The organism is Dyadobacter sp. LHD-138, from assembly GCF_030929615.1.
Lineage (GTDB): Bacteria > Bacteroidota > Bacteroidia > Cytophagales > Spirosomataceae > Dyadobacter.
Genome location: NZ_JAVFVU010000016.1, coordinates 173,730 through 193,650, shown reverse-complemented (window position 1 = coordinate 193,650; position 19,921 = coordinate 173,730). Strand labels below are relative to the sequence as shown.

Sequence of the window (19,921 nt, the reverse complement as noted above, 5' to 3'; positions counted from 1 at the left end):
CTAAGGAGTCGGTAAAACGATTGAGAATTCTTTTTGCTATAAACAGGGTGCTCCTAAAGGGGCGTGGTAGCAAAAAGGAATATGTTTTAATGAATTGTTTTTGTTTGGATGTTTTTGGCCACGTCGTGGCTACCTGTTTATAGAAGAAGCTTGGATTTATAGATGATTTTGGCTCCATAGGAGCCTCCTGTCAGATTTTAGAAAAAATAATATGCATCATTCACACACTAACCATATAAAAAATGCCAAATACTTATTCCCAGATTTATCTGCAATTCGTGTTTGCGGTAAAGAACAGAGAAAGTTTAATACCGAAAATGCATAAAGAAGAGTTGCAGAAATATTTCACCTCTTTGGTTCAAAATCGAAAGGCGAAAATGTTAGCCGTTAATTGTATGCCGGATCATGTCCATATTTTCGTTGGTTTTAAACCCGTGACATCAATTTCAGATTTTGTAAAAGAAATAAAAGTAGAAAGCAATGAGTTTGTTAATGCGAAAAAATGGACCAATTTTAGATTTGGATGGCAGGAGGGATATGGAGTTTTTTCTTATTCACATTCCCATATCGATGTGGTAGTTAAATATATTTTGAATCAAGAGGAACATCATAGGAAAAGAACATTTAAGGAAGAGTATTGTGATTTTTTGAAAAAATTTAATGTCTCTTTTGAGGAGAAGTATTTGTTTGATTTTTTCGATAGTTTGCCTTAGGCGACTCCTAAGAAGTCGGTGGGTTGTTGAAGTGTTTTTTTGCTATAAACAGGGCGCTCCTAAAGGGGGCGTGATAGCAAAAAGGAATATGTTTTAATGAATTGTTTTTGTTTGGATGTTTTTGGCCACGTCGTGGCTACCTGTTTATAGAAAAAGCTTGGATTTATAGATAATTTTGGCTCCGTAAGAGCCTCCTTTTGGTCGAGGCTTGGGAAATATAAAAATTTGAAGGGCCCTAAAGAGGCGACTCCTAAGGAGTCGGTAAAACGATTGAGAATTCTTTTTGCTATAAACAGGGTGCTCCTAAAGGGGCGTGGTAGCAAAAAGGAATATGTTTTAATGAATTGTTTTTGTTTGGATGTTTTTGGCCCGGTCGTGGCTACCTGTTTATAGAAAAGGTTCAGATTTATCAATGTATTTGGTTCCTTAAGAGCCTCCTTTTGGTCAAGGCTTGGGAAATGTAAAAATTTGAAGGACCCTAAAGAGGCGACTCCTAAGGAGTCGGTAAAACGATTGAGAACTTTTTTTGCTATAAACAGGGCGCTCCTAAAGGGGCGTGATAGCAAAAAGGAATATGTTTTAATGAATTGTTTTTGTTTGGATGTTTTTGGCCACGTCGTGGCTGCCTGTTTATAGAAAAAGCTTGGATTTATAGATAATTTTGGCTCCATAGGAGCCTCCTGTTCTTGTCAAAAAATTGAATTACAGATATATAAACTCAATTACTATTATTCAATCCCTTAATACATTAACCAATGCGTTTAGAAAATAAAGTCGCCCTCATCACGGGTGGAAGTGGCGGAATCGGGCGGGAAACTGCTCTTTTATTTGCCAAGGAAGGAGCTAAAATTGTTGTAACGGACGTGAATGACGCAGCCGGACAGGAAACGGTAGATTTGATCACCGCTGAAGGTGGTGATGCTTTTTATCTTCATGCAGATGTTTCGAAAGCGGCTGATTGTCAAGCCATGGTTGCTTTTACAGAAGAAAAATTCGGGAAACTGAACATCTTGTTCAATAACGCCGGTATCATGCACAGTGATGATGACAACGCCGTTACAACCGAAGAATCGATCTGGGATCTGACGATGAACATCAACGCAAAAGGTGTTTTTCTGGGATGTAAATATGGTATTCCGGCACTTCAGCGCGCGGGCGGTGGGTCGATCATCAATACGGCATCTTTTGTAGCTATTCTTGGAGCGGCTACGCCACAGGTTGCGTATACGGCCAGTAAAGGGGCTGTTTTGGCATTAACACGCGAATTGGCGATCATCCATGCACGTGAAAATATTCGCGTCAATGCCTTGTGCCCGGGACCTTTGCGTACGGAATTACTGATGAAGTTTTTAAATACCGAGGAAAAAAAACAACGTCGTCTGGTACATATTCCAATGGGGCGTTTTGGAGAAGCGAAGGAAATGGCGTCCGCTGTTTTGTTCCTTGCTTCCGACGAGTCATCATTTGTAACGGGCACTGACTTTTTGGTTGATGGCGGTATAACGTCTGCTTACGTGACACCGCTTTGATAAAAGTCGGGGTGAGGTTTTCCTGAATCTTTTCTAACTTTTGATTTATGCAAACAACAATAAGCCCGGTTGATGGGTCGGTATATCTGGAACGGCCGCTGGCATCCAATGAAATGATTGAGAATGCTTTGGCCAAAGCAACCGAAGCGCAAAAAGAGTGGAAAAAAACGACAGTTGCCCAGCGCGCAGCTTTTTGCCATAAAGCCGTTGAGTATTTTCTGAATAACGCCGACGAAATTGGTTTGGAACTTACCTGGCAAATGGGAAGGCCGGTCCGTTATACCGCCAACGAAATCCGGAGAGGTTTTCAGGAGCGGGCAAAATACATGATCGGCGTAGCGGAACAGACTCTGGCCGATGTGGAAGTAGAGGAAATTGAGGGTTTCAGGCGGTTTATTCGCCGAGATCCGGTTGGCGTTGTTTTTGTCGTTGCGCCCTGGAATTACCCTTATCTGACTTCCGTCAATTCGGTGATTCCTGCAATCATGGCAGGCAACACCGTTATTTTGAAGCACGCGCAGCAAACACCGCTGTGCGCGGAACGTTATGCCGCAGCTTTTGCTTATGCAGGTTTGCCGGAAGGCGTTTTTCAATATTTACATTTAAGTCACGAACAGGTGGCTCGTGTCATTGCTGATGAAAGAACTTCCTATGTTGCTTTCACAGGTTCTGTGGAGGGCGGTCATGCCGTGCAGAAATCAATCAATGAGCGGTTTATCGTAGGCGGACTAGAATTGGGCGGGAAAGATCCTTCTTATGTGCGCGCTGATGCGAACCTCGCGGATGCGGTTGAAAATCTGGTGGATGGTTCGTTCTTTAATTCCGGGCAGTCATGTTGCGGGATTGAGCGTATTTATGTCCACGAAGATGTGTACGATAAGTTTGTCAAGGAGTTTGTTGCGATGACAAAAACCTACATCCTGGGCGATCCGTTAAACGCCGATACGACTTTGGGGCCTATGGTCCGGACTTCGGCGGCTGTTTTTGCACAGAAGCAAATCGACGAAGCCGTAGCGCAGGGAGCGAAAACATTGATAGATCCGGCACTATTTCCTGCACATAAAGAGGGAACGCCTTACATGGCTCCTCAGGTTTTGGTTGATGTAGACCATACCATGCAGATCATGACGGAGGAGAGTTTTGCTCCGGTCGTTGGGATTATGTCCGTGAAAAGTGATGAGGAAGCGATTAGACTTATGAATGACAGTCAATATGGACTGACAGCGTCTATCTGGACGAATGATATTGACGCGGCGTTAGCCATCGGTGAACAGGTGGAAACGGGAACCTGGTTTATGAACCGCTGCGATTATCTTGACCCCGCTTTGGCCTGGACAGGCGTGAAAAATTCAGGAAGAGGTGTTACGCTTTCAAAAGTAGGTTACGAAGCATTGACAAAAGCAAAATCTTTCCACTTGAAAATTGGGTAGGTTTTTTTAGGTTACACAGAGCGGACGCCGCGCGGAACCACAGAGGTAAAAGGAGGTGCACAGAGTTTTATGAAAATAAACTCAGTGCACCTCTTTTTTGTCTCCGCGTTACTCTGCGAAACCTACCTGCGTGCGTAACAAGTCTTCCAGAGTCTCGCGCCTTCTCACCAGTTTGGCCTTGCCGTTATCGACTAAAACTTCAGCCGGACGGAAACGAGCGTTATAGTTGGAGCTCATCGTGTAACCATAAGCGCCTGCATTCAGAAACGCAAGAACATCCCCCTGACGAACTTCGGGCAAAGGACGGTCGGTCGCGAAAGTGTCGGTTTCGCAGATGTAGCCAACGATTGTATATTCTTTTTCAACGCCTGCCGGATTGGATACATTCAAAATATGATGGTAGGAGCCATACATCATCGGTCTGATCAGATGATTTAAACCTGAGTCGATGTGGACAAATGTACGGGCCGGGTCTTCCTTCACCACGGTTGTATTTACTAACAAATTTCCGCACTCACTTACCAAAAACTTACCTGGCTCAAACCACAATTGCAGCTCACGGCCATATTTTGCACAGAAGTTTTTGAAACGTTCAGAAATCTTGTTTCCCAAAAGCTCCATGTCTGTGATCGGGTCGTTTGGTTTGTAGGAAACTTTAAATCCGCCACCCAAATCAATAATTTCGAGGTCAGGAAATTGTAAAGCGGCTTCAAAAACGATATCGGCCACCTGTAAAAAAGGCTCTGCATCTTTAATGTCTGATCCTGTGTGCTGGTGCAATCCAATCACTTTGATGTCGTATTTTTTTACCACTTCAAGAATCTGATCCAGCAGCAAAACAGAAATTCCGAACTTGGAATCTGCGTGTGCCGTCATGATCTTGATATTTCCACCCGCGGCCACATTCGGTTTCAAACGGATCAGACACGGTTTTGTATTGCCATACGTCTGTCCAAACCATTCGAGCAAAGGAATACTGTCGATATTGACAACAGCACCTGCTTCTACGGCCGTTTTTACTTCGTGAAAAGGTACACCACTGGGTGTAAAAGTGATATGCTTGGTATCAAAGCCGGCCAGTTTTCCTATTTCCAGTTCTCCTGGGGAAACAACATCGAGCTCCACACCGATTTCGCGCATCAAACGCAAAATGGCAAGGTTGGTATTGGCTTTACACGCAAATTTGATCTTCATGTTAACACCGGAAAAAGCATGCTGCAATTCCTGTACTTTCCGGCGGATGGTGCCGCCATCGTAAACATAAAGCGGACTGCCGAACTCTTCAACAAGCTGGACCGGGTCGATATTTTGTATGGTATATGTACTTTGTTCTGAAAGCTGCATTGGGAATAAATTGAATGGATTTGTAAAAATATTCAGAAATGACCGGTCTTAGCCTACTTGCAATACTGATCAAGATAAACCGCCATTTCTTTTTGTAAAGCCTGTGCCTCTTCCTTCGCTTTTTGAGCAAAATCAAGTCCGTTTCCGGCATAAATAATGCTTCTGGAAGCATTGACCAGTAATCCGCAGCTTTTATTCATACCATAACGCGAAACCTCTTCCAGATTTCCGCCCTGTGCGCCTACACCGGGTACAAGCAGGAAATGATCAGGGACAATGGTTCGGATATTGGCCAGATCATGTGCCTGTGTTGCGCCAACGACATACATCATCCGGTCTGCGCCGGCCCATGTTTGCGAGGTTTTTAAAACCTGCTCGTATAAAAATCCGTCTTTGGTTTCGATCCTTTGAAAATCGGCCCCACCGGAATTCGAGGTTAACGCAAGCAAAATCACCCACTTGTCCTCAAAATCAAGAAACGGCGTAACGGAATCACTCCCCATATAAGGAGCGACAGTCACAGAGTTAAAATTTAACCCGGAAGAAGCGGGATCGAAGAAAGTACGCGCGTACAGACCCGAAGTATTTCCGATATCACCTCTTTTGGCATCTGCAATCGTAAAATGACTTTTTGGAATATATTCCATCGTCTTTTGCAGACTTTCCCAGCCTTTTGCTCCCAGCGCCTCATAAAAAGCGATATTGGGTTTATATGAAACGCAGTAATCCGCCGTGGCTTCAATAATCTGTTTATTGAATTCAAATACGGGATCGCTCTCTTTTAACAAGTGAGCTGGGATTTTACGTATATCTGTGTCAAGTCCTATGCAGAGATAAGATTTCTTTTGGGAGATGTGGTCAAAAAGCGCTTCGTATGTCATGTTATTTCGAAATAATGTGCCGAAATTACAACCTCTGCAAATAGATTCATAAATTTGGGGGCACATTAAATACTATGGCTCTTTAAAAAAGAAAATTCAAACAATCATTATGCAGATCCGAGAAACATCCATTGCCGGTTTAGTTGAAATTATCCCACGTGTTTTTGAAGACGACAGAGGATTCTTTTTTGAATCTTACAATGAGGAATTGTTTAGAAAATTAGGCTTGCCAACAAACTTTGTACAGGATAATCAGTCATTTTCCATAAAAGGAGTTGTCAGAGGTCTGCATTTTCAGAACGCACCTTTTGCGCAGGGAAAGCTGGTCCGCGTGATCTCGGGAAGGGTTTTGGATGTGGCCGTCGATATTCGTCCTGATTCGCCTACTTTTGGAAAACACGAGGTTTTTGAATTGCGCAGCGATACCAACAACATGGCCTACGTTCCGGAGGGATTCGCGCATGGTTTTGTGGCTCTGGAAGATTCTGTATTTAGTTATAAATGTACCAATGTCTATAACAAAGGCGCTGAGTCGGGTATTTTATGGAATGATCCTGATTTGGGCATTGACTGGGGAATCGAAAATCCGATCGTTTCGGAGAAAGATCTGATCCTTCCAACACTGAAGTCTTTGTTTGAAAAACAATTGTAAGAGATTTTATATTGGGAGAAAAAAGCAGATCGGGTATATTCTCTGTCTGCTTTTTGCTCCTTTATTTTTCAAAAAGCTCTTCAAGAGCCTTTGAAGCTACTTTTTTGGCCGAATTTGGATTTTGGCCTGTAATAAGCCTTTCGTCCATTTCAATAAATTCGACGAACGGGATCATGGCCTTGGTGTAATGCGCCCCTCTTGCTTTTAGCAGGTCTTCCAGGTAAAAAGGAACTTCACTTACGAAGCTCATCAGGGTATCTTCCACATGTGCGTATCCGGTCACGTATTTGTCATGGATCAGGTAAGAGCCGTCGGAAAGTTTTACGTTTAAAAGGCCGCTTACGCCGTGGCAAACTGCCGTGACCATGCCATTGTTCTCATAAATTGACCTCGTTATTTCCTGTAATTCGGTGTTATCGGGGAAGTCCCACAGACCGCCGTTTCCTCCTGTAAAATAGATAAGCCGGTAATCCTTCGGGTTTATATCGGATGGTTTTAACGAATTCTCAAACTTTTCCAGAAACGTACTGTCGGCCAAATACTTCTGATTTACCTCGTCTTTTAAATCCATACTTCTTTCATCCACGGGAATTTTTCCGCCTTTCGGACTCACAAGGTCTATCAATACTCTTCGCCTGGTCATTACTTCATAAAAATGCGTCAACTCGCTCAGCCATAACCCTGTTTTTCCCGACTTGGTTGGATAACTATCGTGGTTGGTACAAACAATAAGTACTTTCATTTGAGCAATGATTGAATGAGAGAATGACAGAATTAGCCGAAAGTTCTGATTTTCAAGACATACCAAACTTTTTTTTTTATGGTTTGGAAAGATAAAAAAAAAGGAAGTAATATGTTGATAAAGGCAAAGATTTCCAGCAGAAGGCTTGCGTGAAAATTTTTGACGGGCAGTCTAAACACTAACTCCTAATCGCTAAAAGCTATCAAAGCAGCTGATTTTTGTAGGCAAAAGCTACGGCGGCGGCGGTGGATTTTGTGCCCGTTTTTTCAAGCACACGCAGGCGGTGACCTTCAACGGTGCGGACACTGATAAAAAGTTTATCGCTTATTTCAGTGGTTGACAGCCCGTCACAGATTAACTGAAGCACCTCTTTTTCACGGGCGGAAAGGGCCACGTTGCATGAATTCGGGAAAAACGGATGTTTATTGGGTTGGCGGTTCACCATTTTGCGGTGCATCGCTTTGGAGACAAAATCATTGTAATAAAAACCTTCCTCGGATACGCGGCGGATTGCTTTTTCAACTTCGTCCGGGCTGGTATCTTTCAATAAATAACCCTGAACGCCTTTTTCAAGCATGTGAATAACGAAACGATCCTCGTTGTACATGGAAACGACGATGATCTTGATTTCAGGGAAACGCTCAAAAGCGAGCTCTGTGGCCTGAATTCCATCCATAACGGGCATTTGCAGGTCCATGAAAACGATATCGGGTACGTTACCCGGCAACTTGTCCAGAAGTTCCTGTCCGTTGGCCGCTTCGAGGACGAAATCAAAGTCAGGAATGTTACTCAGCATGGAAATAAATCCTTTTCTGAATAATTCGTGATCGTCTGCTATGCCCAGTTTCAAGGTTTTCATGGTGTCAAATTGTCATTCGCTCACGGCGAAATGGATGTAATGGCTCTGGTTTGTTTCCGGACGCGTGAACCACCGGTATCTGAGCAAATGCCCGACAGCCACCGGATTTCGGTTTTTCATACGCAATGGTGCCGTCCACAATAGCGAGCCGGCTTTCAATACCCAACAGTCCGAGGCCAGCCAGATTGTTTTCTTTGATCATTTCAGGATCGAAACCGATACCGTTGTCCGTTACAATAAGACCAATGAATTTACTATTTACCTGCAAGTTAATTTCAATCTGTGAACATTTCGAATGCTTGATCGAATTGTTTACAAGTTCCTGCATAATCCGGTAAATGGTGAGCTCAACTTTCTGACTCTGACGCGGCGCATCCTCGGTATTGGCACGAAAAGAAAGTCTGAGGTTATTATCTTCTTCCAGTTTGTTGATAAATTCTTCAATCGCTGCTGCTAGACCAAATCGTTCCAGCGTGGTTGGTACCAGATCGCGGGTGATTCTGCGGACATGCAATATCGTCTCCTCCACCAGCGACTGCGATTTTCGCATAATCTGATCTTCCTTGATGTCAGATTCTGCTACCAGCTTACTAAGCTGATTCAGACTCAGCTTAGTAAGTGATAACATCGTTCCAATATCATCGTGAAGATCCTGTGCAATGCGTCTGCGTTCGTTTTCTTCGGAATTCAGTGCGGTGTCAAGGAGCTTCCGCTGATGATCCTTTTCAATTTCACGAAGTTTCTTTTCCTGATGTAGTTGCCGTTTTTGATAAAACATGACGAAGAGGATGACAAAAAATGCCATTGTTAACATAGCTATTATAGATATTATAATAGCTAATTTGAGCTCTTCAATGTTCTGCATAATATCTAGGCGAAAAAAAGCTTACTCCGATACAAAGAAAAATATTAGTTACTATTTCAAAAACGTACGGAACATAACTTACAAAACCAATATTTAACCAGTTCTCCCATTTGAACACATATGTCAAAAATGGTGCAACAAATGCAAAACTGGCGTAAAAAAGTAGCAACCCAGAGCAAATCCAAAAAAAAGGGAATGACAGTAGATTCGGAATTTTTAGTGATCTGATAGTCTCGTAAAAATAAATAAGGATCCAGAAAAGCATTAACAAACTTTCTAAGGTAGTAGCATATGCTACCATTCTATGCCCGTGTAGATCTAAAATATCCGGATTAACTGAAACAATATCCCAAACTGAAAAAATCAAAAATACTATCATTATATTTAGAATCCACTTTCTCAATATTTTAGATTCGAATTTATAATAAAACATTCCACTTAGAAGCACGTAACGAACTGGAATGCCGACGTTATAATAGATGATATTGTTCCATCTAAATGTGGCGTAATGTAACATTATAATATCGGTAGAAATCTTGAATATCAAGAAAATCAATAATAAACGAAATGACGGATCTACACCTGCTTTACGGTAACAAATAAATGCTAATGGCAATAAAGTACTGAAAACGGTTATACATGCAAGAGGTTGATGGGCAAAGTAAGAGATGTATTTTTCAACCATTTTGCAATGTTGTTTTAATTTTAGCAATGATTTGGACAAACAGGACCTCCTGTCATTCCATCATCATCACCATTAGGCATATCTTTCAATCCCATACCCTTTGTGATGTCTTTACCGTCTGCGGATACAGGGACAATAATCAGTCGGGATGTTGGTTTCCCTTTTCCGATTACCGGCTCATCTCCATTATGGTCTTCCTCTCTGTTGCCGTAATATACGCGAAAACCGACACAACTTTCACCGTATGATTGTATTAATTTGTTGAATGTGTGGATACCGAAAAATTCAGCTTTGATGTAATTTTCACCTCTGGATGCGATTTCTTTTTCTTTCGCATGGTGTGGTTCTGTTAGGGATTTAATCTCCAATGAGGAAATAAGCCTGCCTTCGTGACCTGTAAACTTTGCCATAATTGTACTTGAAAAAGGGAGAGAGTTAATAAATAAAATTAATGATACGCAAAATTAGTCCGAAGCAAAATGATTGGCAAGACGAGCAGAAATGTCTAGTTTGCTATCTGATTATAAATATCTGATTGTTAGTATTTTATATGGTTTTCCTAAAATAAAACACGTAATTCTACTTACTAGATCAGGGATAATTACCAGTTTCGGCAATAGGATTTACGCGATTGAAAAATCAGGGATAATCACGCTAAAATGCAAGCCTGGCGCACTGTACTTTTGTATCAGTCATGAAAAATACATTACCAGAACATACTTATTAGGGTTAAAAAGGTTAGGCTAGTACAGAAATCCGGGATGAAAGTTCATCCCGGATTTTTTGGTTTAGTGTTTGTAAAGCTGGAACGGGCCAAAATCCCGAAGGGATGGATTTATTGTAGCAAACAAATGTCGCCGCCCCAATCAAAACCCCATCGGGGTGGCAGATGGGGTGGAATACTTATGTCACCCTTTCAGGGTTCTGATCCGGATCTTAGTACGTCTTTTCTACAATAATTTCATCCCTTCGGGATTGTTCCTGATCTGAGGACATTGGACGGATAGAAATGATTTTTCGATGTTGTCTGTTTGTCATTTTTATTTACCGCGTAGGGGTTTCTTGTTTTAGCGTTTGCAACGCTAGAATAGGATACATAAGTAAAGCTGGAACGGGCCAAAATCCCGAAGGGATGGATTTATTGTAGCAAACAAATGCCCCTTCTCAATCAAAACCCCATCGGGGTGGCAGATGGGCGGGAATATTTATGTCACCCTTTCAGGGTTCTGATCCGGATCTTTGTACGTCTTTTCTACAATAATTTGATCCCTTCGGGATTGTTCCTGGTCTGAGGACATTGGACGGATAGAAATGATTTTTCGATGTTGTCTGTTTGTCATTTTTTATTTACGGCATCGTTAGTCAAAAATCCGAAGAGACCGAATGAGAGAAATCTTTTTGATAAAGAACCTTTGTTAACTTTATCAAAAAAATAACCCAAAATGAAACCGACAATAACCATAGAATATTGCCCTAAATGTGGCTGGCTTTTACGTGCAGCCTGGATGGCGCAGGAGTTGCTTACCACTTTTGCAGCGGATGTGCATGCCGTCACACTGGTGCCTTCGGAGGTTGCAGGCCGCTATACCGTGAAGGTGGATGACCATCTTTTGTGGGACAGGAAAAGAGAGGGACATTTTCCGGAACCGAAGGAAATGAAGCAGCGCGTCCGTGATCAGATCGCTCCTGCGCGCGATTTAGGTCATAATGATCGTTGAGGATATCATTTTCGTATATCCGGTATAATCGATTGAAAATATTATTAATTGAAGATTAAACCTTTATGATCTTTCGGAGTCTATGAATCAGATAGGTTTAAAGACAGAATGGCATTTCATGCAATTGTTGACTGTAAAAATGGCAGTAACTATAATTTTGATAGTGGTATAATCTTATTTTATTATCGACTTATTTTGTTAATGATCTGATTAATAGTTGTTTAGTTTGGTTTATTGCATTGTCAATACTTGTTTTAACACCAATTGGGAATTTCTGGTACGGATTTTTTTGTTTGATGTATAAATGTGAATACAAAACGCTAAGCACCATGGAAAACAAGATAAAAATACCGCGGGAGATGTTGATGCATATTGATTTTACCAATACCATCAACGGAGGAAACAGCGAACCGGTAGTAAACCTCAAAAAAGGTACTGATGGTTATGAAGTAACAGTAAAAGCGCCGGGCATCGAGTCCGAAGATTTAGAGCTTGAAATTGTTAAAGACAAAATGCGGTTATACCACCTTTTGCCAATATTTGCTCAGCATGAAGGGCAAGAAGAACAATGGAAAACGATCCGTTTTATCAGCACACTGACTATTCCGGACGGCGTAGACGCTGATAACATCACGGCAAGATATGATGCCGTCAAACGTCATTTGGTCCTTTTTCTTCCATTTAATCACCAACAAGATGATTTTCGCAGAAAAGTGGATATTGAGCGCTGGTAGGCGGCCCGGGATAGGGATTTCTATAATATAAAGGCCTTGCAATGACGAATTGCGGGGCCTTTATTTTTCGGTAATTCCGAAATATTTGGATGTTTATTTTTGTAAATAATAACCTGGTTTACAGGTATTAAGCGTTATTTTACTCTTTAAACCAGAAATTATTGCATCCTGCCAATACTTCATGTTAAGATATAGTAAACCTGAAATTTTTATTGAAAAAATAAGGTGACATATCTGTATATTCGTGTACGTATTACCTCCTATATTCAAGTTAACGTTATGAAAAAGTCAAACATCTTTGCCTATATTGAACTTTCAAAGTTGGCAGACGGTCTCCGCGTATCCGGCTCCGGTGCAAAACCGAAGGAGCAGCTCAAATCTCAGGCAGCCTATTTTAACATCATTGAGCCTAAATATTTTTCGGACGAGCTTATCGGCGAATGGGAAAATATTCTCGGGCACACTAAAAAACTCGGCGCAAAACTGAATGCAGAAGGACGGGTTATTTCCAACGCTGTAACGCACACGATTGAAAACATGACAGAGTCAGAATGCCGGGTTCTGGTGGACCGGGTGAACGCTTTGTATGACAAGCTGAAAAAAGAATTTGAATAGAAATCAGTCACTACTGACCTGATCTACCCTATTTAAAAAGGAAAACCCTGATGTAGCAATACATCAGGGTTTTCCTTTAGACTTATATTTCCGGACTAGTTAACCGTTCCTCCGTTCCAAATCTCTTTACCGGGTTGAACGAAAGCCAGGCTGCCGTCTTTGTCTTCTGCCATCAGGATCATGCCGTGACTTTCCATGCCCATCATTTTACGGGGAGCGAGGTTGGCCAGGTATAAAACTTTTTTACCGATTATTTCTTCTGGTTTGAAATGTTCTGAAATTCCGCTGAGTACCGTACGCTGTTCGCTGCCGATATCCACTTTCAGTTTCAAAAGTTTCTTGCTTTTGGGCACACTTTCCGCCTCCACAATTGTAGCGACGCGAATATCCATTTTAGCAAAGTCGTCGTACTGGATTTCAGCTTTCACAGGAGCGACCACTTTTCCTTCCAGTTCATTGGCGCGTTTTGCGTCATGCAGTTTCTGGATTTGTTTTTCGATGACATGATCCTCGATTTTTTCAAAAAGAAGTCCCGCTTCGCTGATCGCTTGTCCTGCCGCTAATAAGTCGGCTTTTCCTGCATCGGCCCAAGTTTTATTTGCAACGCCCAACTGCGTACGAATTTTTTCAGCAGTAAAAGGAAGCACGGGTTCGGATACGATCGATAAGGAAGCAGAGATCTGAAGGGCGATATTCATGATCGTATTGACACGTTCCGGATCCGTCTTAATCGCATGCCATGGCTGGGTATCGGCCAGGTATTTATTTCCCAAACGGGCCAGGTCCATTATAAAGGTAAGCGCCTCACGGAAACGATAGTTTTCCATCGCGTCCCCGATTTTTGCCGGGAATGCCGCCAGTTCAGCCAAAACAGCCTGGTCAGCCTCGGTCAATTCACCAAGTGCAGGCACTTTGCTGTCGCAGAATTTCTGGGTTAGTACAACGGCACGGTTGATGAAATTACCAAAAATACCGACAAGCTCACTGTTGTTACGTGTTTGGAAATCTTTCCAGGTAAATTCGCTGTCTTTCGTTTCAGGCGCACTGGCAGTAAGCACATAACGGAGGACATCCTGTTTGTCAGGAAGTTCTTCAAGGTACTCATGAAGCCACACAGCCCAGTTTCTGGATGTCGAAATTTTATCGCCTTCCAGGTTCATAAACTCATTGGCAGGAACATTATCCGGCAATATCAGATTACCTTCAGCAATTACTGTTGCCGGGAAAATGATGCAATGGAATACAATGTTGTCTTTCCCGATAAAATGCACGAGTTTGGTCTCCTCGGCGCCTTCTTTATTTTTGTTCCACCATTTTTTCCAGCCTTCATCCGTGCCATTTTTCTGGATAAGCCAATCTTTGGTGGCCGAGATATAGCCAATAGGCGCCTCAAACCACACGTAAAGCACTTTTCCGTCGGTGTTTGGCAAGGGAACCGGAATACCCCAATCCAGATCGCGGGTCATGGCTCTTGGCTTCAGGCCTTCTTTAAGCCAGGACTGGCATTGTCCCAGTACATTCGTTTTCCATTCAGGATGGCTGTTGATGAATTCTTCCACCTGAGGTTGTAATTTGTCAAGCGGCAAGAACCAGTTTGTAGTCGGGCGCATCACAGGTTTGGCACCTGAGAGCATGGAATGAGGCTCAATAAGTTCCGTAGGACTTAATGCTGAACCACAACGTTCGCATTGATCGCCGTAGGCATTCGGATTGGCGCAAACCGGACAAGTGCCAACGATATAACGATCTGCTAAAAACTGCTGGGCCGTTTCATCATAATATTGTTCAGTGGTTTCTTCTATGAAAACACCTTTGTCATGTAAGTCTTTGAAAATTTCCTGCGAGGTCTCGTGGTGGACCTTTTTGCTGGTGCGTGAGTAAACATCGAAGGAAATACCCAATTGTTTGAAAGACTCGTCAATCTGGGTGTAATATTTATCAACAACCTGCTGAGGCGTCATGCCTTCTTTTTTTGCACGAATGGTAATGGGAACACCATGTTCGTCGGTCCCGCTTATAAATGCCACGTCTTTGCCGTTAGCGCGCAAATAACGCACGTAAATGTCGGCTGGTATGTAACATCCGGCAAGGTGGCCAATATGAATAGGTCCGTTGGCATAAATCAGTGCCGCGGTGACGGTATAGCGTTTAGGGTCAATAATTGCCATTAATTTTTTACTCTTATTTAGTTTATTGTACAAAGTTAGTGAAATCGGCTTGAGAGCGGTTACGTTATAAGTAAGAAAGTATGAAGTGGTGGTGGACTAGAAGTCAAGACTGGGCGTCCCCGTTTTTAAAACGCATCTTGTTTAAGTAACAAACGGTTATAATTTGGAAGCGCAAATACCTCACTCAATTAAATTTGATTTCTGATATTCCTGTTACTTGCAAATTCTATTCATTCTGATATATTTGTATAATTATAAGGAATAATTTTACTTTTGTAATTTTGGGCCGGATTCTATCCATATTGCTTTGCTGCCTTTTGCTATATAACATGATGGGCTACTCCGTGGTTTATCTGTTTGAGGAAAAGTATGCGGTAAGCACTGGAAATGAAGATCATATTGAGCGGCATCCTTATTCCAAAGACATTGTTATCAAGGTTCCTGTATCGATTCCTTACCAAACGAACTGGGATAACCCGGAACCCGCAGAAGGCAAAATTCAGCATGGCGGTGAATATTATCAGATGAAAACAAAGCAGCTGATCAATGACACGATGTATGTGCACTGCGCGTTTGACCAGAACGCCCGTGACCGGTTTATGACCCTCGTTTCCCATATTAATGATGAAATCGCCGGAAATAGTGCCGATACACATAAAAAATCACCTTCAACCGTTTTAAAAAGTTTTCTTAAAGATTATATGGCTTCCACCCGGAAACATATTTTCTATGTTATGGAATGGTCTGCACCGGCAACAATTGCCGCGGATCAGTATCATTTCACTGTGCAAAAAACCTCCCTCAGTATCCCTTCACCGCCACCCGATCTGGCGTAATTTTTCTTTTTCTCATATAACCAGAGCCGATCTGTTTGCAGATTGTGAATGAGCAGTATTGTTGCTGTTTTATCATTCGCTGCTATACGATTCGCGGGAAAATTTATATAAATAACTATTTTATTTTGAGCTAGTTGTCGTAGTTTTTGCTGCGATGATTCATCCGTTGGCTGTTTTCCGGCGGGCTAATTTCACATTCTCAAATGGCACATATATCCTTACCAAACGAAGAACTGCCTGGTATTGTAGGATTGTTCGGTTTTAAACCTGAAGCAGCAAAAACACTTTGCGCGCTTGCGGAGGTACTTTTAAGAGGACCTTCTTCTTTAACCAGCGGAGAGCGTGAGCTGATCGCGTCTTACGTATCCAATCTTAACAATTGCCATTTCTGCCATACGTCACATGGCGCGGCGGCGATGGCTCATTTGTCCTGTGATGTAAATCTGCTGGATGACATCAAGCAGGATTTTATACAGATCCCTGTTTCACCAAAATTACGTACACTATTATCGATCGCTGCAAAAGTACAGAAAGGCGGAAAGCATGTTTTGGAAGAAGATGTAAAAGTGGCCCGTGAAGAAGGGGCGACTGATCAGGAAATCCATGATACCGTATTAATAGCGGCTGCTTTTTGTATGTTCAATCGGTACGTGGATGGTTTGGGAACCTGGGCGCCAAAGGAAAACGAAGCGTACCGCGAAATGGGTGAGCGCATGGCTTTTGTAGGTTATGACCGATATTGATTTACTCCATTTGCAAAACATTTAACATAAAATAATAAAGACGATGCCTCATATTCCCTTGCCATCACATTTGCCGGGTATTACAGGTTTACTGGAATACAGGCAGGACACGGCCGCTCCCATTCGTGAACTTACCCAGTTATTGCTTCGGGGCGATTCGACGCTTAGCCAGGGCGAACGGGAGTTGATCGCAACGGTGGTTTCTTTTAACAATGAATGTGTTTTTTGTACCACAGCACATACAGCGGCGGCCGATCTGCTTTTGGGAGAGTCGGAAACTTGTGAAATGGTCAAGCAGGATATTGATACGGCGCCGGTAAGCAGCAAAATGAAAACGCTGCTGAAAATTGCCAAACTGGTCCAAAAAAGCGGAAAAGAGGTTACGCCCGAGGCTGTTGCGGCAGCAAAATCAGAAGGCGCAACGGATGAGGAAATTCATGATACGGTATTAATCGCTGCGCTTTTTTGTCTGTACAACCGCTACGTGGACGGACTGGCGAGCGTTACACCGACAAACCCGGAGTTCTATGAATATTTGGGAGAAAGAATTGTCAACCATGGCTATAACCGTTTGCCGCAAGGCTACGAACACTTGAAAAACTAATAAATTATAACCAGCATACTCACCCGGATTTTATGAAGAGAAACCTCTACCTGAATGTATTTATCCTGATCCTGTCAGTCATATCTATGGCAAATGCCCAAACCATTAAAATTTCCGGATTTGTCCAGGATTCGGAAACCAAACAGCCACTGGCGGGAGCCTCGGTTGTGGTGAAGGGAAATATTGCCGGAACGATAACGGACGCTACTGGAAAATTTGAAATAACAACCGCCGCGTCAACTTCCCTGGTGATTTCTCTGGTGGGATATGAACGTCAGGAGCTGAAAGTGAGTAACCAGTCTTCGGTGACGATTGCGTTGAAATCGTCGGCAGAAGAACTGGATCAGGTGGTAATTTCGGCCTCACGGGTTGAGGAGAATATCTTGCGGTCGCCGGTGAGTATTGAGAAAATGGATTTGAGAGCTGTGCAACAAACACCTTCGGCAAATTTTTATGACGGATTGGTTAACATGAAATCCCTGGATATGGTGACAAGCAGCCTCACCTACAAGCAAATCAATACCCGCGGATTTAACACAACCGGCAATGGGCGCTTTTTGCAGTTGGTGGATGGCGTGGACAATCAGCCGGCGGGTTTGGGCTTTGCCATGGGAAATTTATTTGGCCCGCATGATATCGACGTTGAAAGCGTCGAGCTGATTCCGGGTGCTGCTTCTGCGCTTTATGGGCCGGTCGCATTTAATGGCATGTTATACACACGCACGAAAAATCCTTTCGATTATCAGGGTTTAAGTGTTCAGACAAAACTCGGAGTAAACCATCTGAGCGATGGCACAGGTCTTGGCGCCAAACCGATGTACGATGCAGCGCTTCGTTACGCCAAGTCGTTCAATAACCGCCTGGCTTTTAAAGTTAATGCTTCTTACCTCAAAGGAACGGATTGGTATGCCAATGATTACACCGATATCGACCCCAACACATCGGTTGAAAACAGAGGCCCTAATAATCCGGGTAAAAATGCACTGAATATTTATGGTGACGAAGTGGCGCAAAGTCTGGTGGGTATCGGACGCGTGTCCAGAACGGGCTATGAGGAAAAAGACCTGGCAACCTACGGTGTTTACAGCCTGAAACTGAATGGCGCTTTGCACTACCGTATAACTGATAAAATAGAAGCCATTTATCAGGGGAATTTTAACCAGGGAACGGCGCAATACACAGGCAGCAACAGATTTGTGATCAATGATTTTAAATTGATACAACACCGTCTGGAATTAAAAGGGAGTAATTTCTATGTCCGTGCTTATTCCAACAAAGAATTATCGACGAACTCCTATAACACGCGGGCACTGGGACAGCAGATCAACCGTACCTGGGTTCAGGATTTGAATGGTGCTACCGTGACACCGGATAAAGCCGATGCGACCTGGTTTACGAGATATGCCGCTGCTTTTAACGGAACAATCAATGGCGTTACCCCAAAGGACAATAGTGCGGCGCGCGCCTTTGCTGACCGGGGAAGAGCATTACCAGGCAGTGCCGAATTTGACAATGCAAAAGACAGACTGATAAAAACCAGAGGTTTGGCGGGAGCGGGGATACTGAGCGAAAGCAAATTGCAGCATATCGAAGGGATGTACGATTTCAGCTCTTTTTTGAAAGTTTTCAATTTACAGGTAGGGGGGAATTATAGGAAATATTTCCTGAATACGGGCGGGACGTTATTTGATGATAAAGATAAAAACCTGACCAACGACGAGTACGGCGCCTTTGCACAAGCCTCCAAATCGCTGCTGAAAGATCATTTGAAGCTGACTTTATCGGGGCGTTATGATAAAAATGAAAACTTTGAAGGAAGATTCACGCCACGCGCTTCGGCAGTGTATTCGGTTGGGGATCATAATTTCAGGGCTTCGTATCAAACCGGTTTTCGTAACCCGACGAGCAGCGATCAGTATATCAAGTTAAATGTCGGCCCAATCATTATTCTGGGAGGGGCTCCGTCCAACGCGGTGGGACTGAATGCTTATGAAAATTCATTTACAGCGGCATCGGTGTCGGCATTTGGGGCAGCTTTCGGAAAAGAAGTGCAGCAAGGTGTTCCTTTCCCGCAGGCGGTCGCGAACAATAAGGATAAATTGGTGAAGTCCAATGTGCCTTTTATTAAATCGGAAAAAGTAAAAAGTTATGAGGTAGGTTATAAGGGTTTGTTTGGAAAAAAGCTGCTGGTCGATCTGAGCTATTATTACAGCCAATACACGGACTTTATTATCAATACCGTGGTTATTCGTCCTAATTCCGATGTTTTACTGGCTGATGGATCTGTAAACGTGGCCGCAGCGGGAGATATTCCTGCGGGTAAAATTCAGGCATTTCAGTTGTATACCAACGCTGCTGATAAGGTTTCGATTCAGGGAGTAAGCGCAGGGTTGACTTATTCTTTCCCAAAATCTTACCGCGTTAATGCCAATGGAACCTGGGCAGGGTTTAATATTCTGGATGCAAATCCCAACAATATCCCCGCGTTTAATACGCCAAAGTGGAAAACAAATCTGGTGCTGAGCAATTCGAGATTGACTGAAAATTTAGGTTTTAGCGTGGCTTGGCACTGGCAAAGCGCATTTGACTGGTATGGCAGTTTTACGGAATTGCGTCCTGGCAAGATAAACGCATACAATTTGCTGGATGCTCAGGTCAGTTATAAAATTCCGTCGTTAAAAACGACCGTTAAACTGGGTGCAGCAAACCTGACGAACAAGTATATCATGCAGGCTTATGGCTCACCGGCTGTTGGTGGCTTGTATTATGTGAGTTTGAATTTTGATCAGATGTTCCGATAGCC

At 42.9% G+C, this 19,921-nt stretch carries 19 protein-coding genes; 11 read left to right on the top strand and 8 right to left on the bottom strand.

The features are described from left to right. Nucleotides 1–242: 242 nt before the first annotated feature. On the top strand, nt 243–713 hold the full coding sequence (gene tnpA, locus RB622_RS14790; RefSeq protein ID WP_308047338.1) for an IS200/IS605 family transposase: 471 nt from the start codon (nt 243–245) through the stop codon (nt 711–713). A 59-nt stretch (nt 714–772) separates the two neighbouring features. Here the strand turns inward: tnpA and RB622_RS14785 are convergent, their stop codons facing one another. Then, the gene (locus tag RB622_RS14785) at nt 773–1,384 is read right to left on the bottom strand and encodes a hypothetical protein (protein WP_308047337.1); all 612 of its coding nucleotides are present in this window, start codon (nt 1,382–1,384) and stop codon (nt 773–775) included. A gap of 84 nt (nt 1,385–1,468) precedes the next feature. On the opposite strand from RB622_RS14785, the gene RB622_RS14780 reads away from it, so the two are divergent. Together RB622_RS14780 and RB622_RS14775 are read left to right on the top strand one after the other, a co-directional pair. Further along, entirely contained in the window at nt 1,469–2,242 is a 774-nt protein-coding gene (locus tag RB622_RS14780) for a glucose 1-dehydrogenase (RefSeq protein WP_308047336.1), read from the top strand. A 47-nt stretch (nt 2,243–2,289) separates the two neighbouring features. Then, nucleotides 2,290–3,672, top strand: coding sequence for an aldehyde dehydrogenase family protein (locus tag RB622_RS14775; RefSeq protein WP_308047335.1), 1,383 nt, complete (start codon nt 2,290–2,292; stop codon nt 3,670–3,672). 108 nt (nt 3,673–3,780) lie between these two features. Here RB622_RS14775 and lysA read toward each other — a convergent pair whose 3' ends face one another. Beyond that, nucleotides 3,781–5,016 (bottom strand): diaminopimelate decarboxylase, encoded by a 1,236-nt coding sequence (gene lysA, locus RB622_RS14770; protein WP_308047334.1) that lies wholly within the window; start codon nt 5,014–5,016, stop codon nt 3,781–3,783. A gap of 53 nt (nt 5,017–5,069) precedes the next feature. Continuing rightward, nucleotides 5,070–5,897 (bottom strand): orotidine-5'-phosphate decarboxylase, encoded by an 828-nt coding sequence (pyrF, locus tag RB622_RS14765; RefSeq protein WP_308047333.1) that lies wholly within the window; start codon nt 5,895–5,897, stop codon nt 5,070–5,072. Between the two features lie 109 nt (nt 5,898–6,006). Here pyrF and rfbC point away from each other — a divergent pair, with 109 nt between their 5' ends. After that, nucleotides 6,007–6,549, top strand: coding sequence for a dTDP-4-dehydrorhamnose 3,5-epimerase (gene rfbC, locus RB622_RS14760; RefSeq protein ID WP_308047332.1), 543 nt, complete (start codon nt 6,007–6,009; stop codon nt 6,547–6,549). Nucleotides 6,550–6,610: 61 nt separating this feature from the next. Here rfbC and RB622_RS14755 read toward each other — a convergent pair whose 3' ends face one another. The 4 genes from RB622_RS14755 to RB622_RS14740 all read right to left on the bottom strand — a co-directional run bounded on the left by RB622_RS14755 (nt 6,611) and on the right by RB622_RS14740 (nt 10,110). Next, a complete protein-coding gene (locus RB622_RS14755; protein ID WP_308047331.1) occupies nt 6,611–7,291 on the bottom strand; it encodes a type 1 glutamine amidotransferase domain-containing protein in 681 nt (226 codons plus the stop codon). A gap of 202 nt (nt 7,292–7,493) precedes the next feature. Continuing rightward, a complete protein-coding gene (locus tag RB622_RS14750) occupies nt 7,494–8,150 on the bottom strand; it encodes a response regulator transcription factor (RefSeq protein ID WP_308047330.1) in 657 nt (218 codons plus the stop codon). A 4-nt stretch (nt 8,151–8,154) separates the two neighbouring features. Further along, nucleotides 8,155–8,955, bottom strand: coding sequence for an ATP-binding protein (locus RB622_RS14745; RefSeq protein ID WP_308047329.1), 801 nt, complete (start codon nt 8,953–8,955; stop codon nt 8,155–8,157). Between the two features lie 765 nt (nt 8,956–9,720). Then, nucleotides 9,721–10,110, bottom strand: a complete 390-nt coding sequence (locus RB622_RS14740) for a hypothetical protein (protein ID WP_308047328.1) — start codon at nt 10,108–10,110, stop codon at nt 9,721–9,723. A gap of 1,032 nt (nt 10,111–11,142) precedes the next feature. Between RB622_RS14740 and RB622_RS14735 the strand changes: the two genes are divergently transcribed. The 3 genes from RB622_RS14735 to RB622_RS14725 all read left to right on the top strand — a co-directional run bounded on the left by RB622_RS14735 (nt 11,143) and on the right by RB622_RS14725 (nt 12,767). After that, the gene (locus tag RB622_RS14735; protein WP_308047327.1) at nt 11,143–11,418 is read left to right on the top strand and encodes a SelT/SelW/SelH family protein; all 276 of its coding nucleotides are present in this window, start codon (nt 11,143–11,145) and stop codon (nt 11,416–11,418) included. 329 nt (nt 11,419–11,747) lie between these two features. Further along, nucleotides 11,748–12,152: an Hsp20/alpha crystallin family protein gene (locus RB622_RS14730; protein WP_308047326.1), complete on the top strand. Its 405-nt coding sequence runs from the start codon at nt 11,748–11,750 to the stop codon at nt 12,150–12,152. A gap of 279 nt (nt 12,153–12,431) precedes the next feature. After that, nucleotides 12,432–12,767 carry a hypothetical protein gene (locus tag RB622_RS14725; protein WP_308047325.1) on the top strand — a complete coding sequence of 112 codons (336 nt, stop codon included), beginning with the start codon at nt 12,432–12,434 and terminating at the stop codon, nt 12,765–12,767. Between the two features lie 95 nt (nt 12,768–12,862). Here the strand turns inward: RB622_RS14725 and metG are convergent, their stop codons facing one another. Beyond that, nucleotides 12,863–14,935: a methionine--tRNA ligase gene (gene metG / locus RB622_RS14720; RefSeq protein WP_308047324.1), complete on the bottom strand. Its 2,073-nt coding sequence runs from the start codon at nt 14,933–14,935 to the stop codon at nt 12,863–12,865. A 329-nt stretch (nt 14,936–15,264) separates the two neighbouring features. On the opposite strand from metG, the gene RB622_RS14715 reads away from it, so the two are divergent. The 4 genes from RB622_RS14715 (at nt 15,265) to RB622_RS14700 (ending at nt 19,919) form a co-directional block, all read left to right on the top strand. Beyond that, the gene (locus RB622_RS14715) at nt 15,265–15,771 is read left to right on the top strand and encodes a hypothetical protein (protein WP_308047323.1); all 507 of its coding nucleotides are present in this window, start codon (nt 15,265–15,267) and stop codon (nt 15,769–15,771) included. 203 nt (nt 15,772–15,974) lie between these two features. Further along, nucleotides 15,975–16,514: a peroxidase-related enzyme gene (locus RB622_RS14710; protein ID WP_308047322.1), complete on the top strand. Its 540-nt coding sequence runs from the start codon at nt 15,975–15,977 to the stop codon at nt 16,512–16,514. A gap of 43 nt (nt 16,515–16,557) precedes the next feature. After that, nucleotides 16,558–17,118: a peroxidase-related enzyme gene (locus RB622_RS14705; protein ID WP_308047321.1), complete on the top strand. Its 561-nt coding sequence runs from the start codon at nt 16,558–16,560 to the stop codon at nt 17,116–17,118. A 32-nt stretch (nt 17,119–17,150) separates the two neighbouring features. Continuing rightward, on the top strand, nt 17,151–19,919 hold the full coding sequence (locus tag RB622_RS14700; RefSeq protein ID WP_308047320.1) for a TonB-dependent receptor: 2,769 nt from the start codon (nt 17,151–17,153) through the stop codon (nt 19,917–19,919). Nucleotides 19,920–19,921 lie beyond the last annotated feature (2 nt).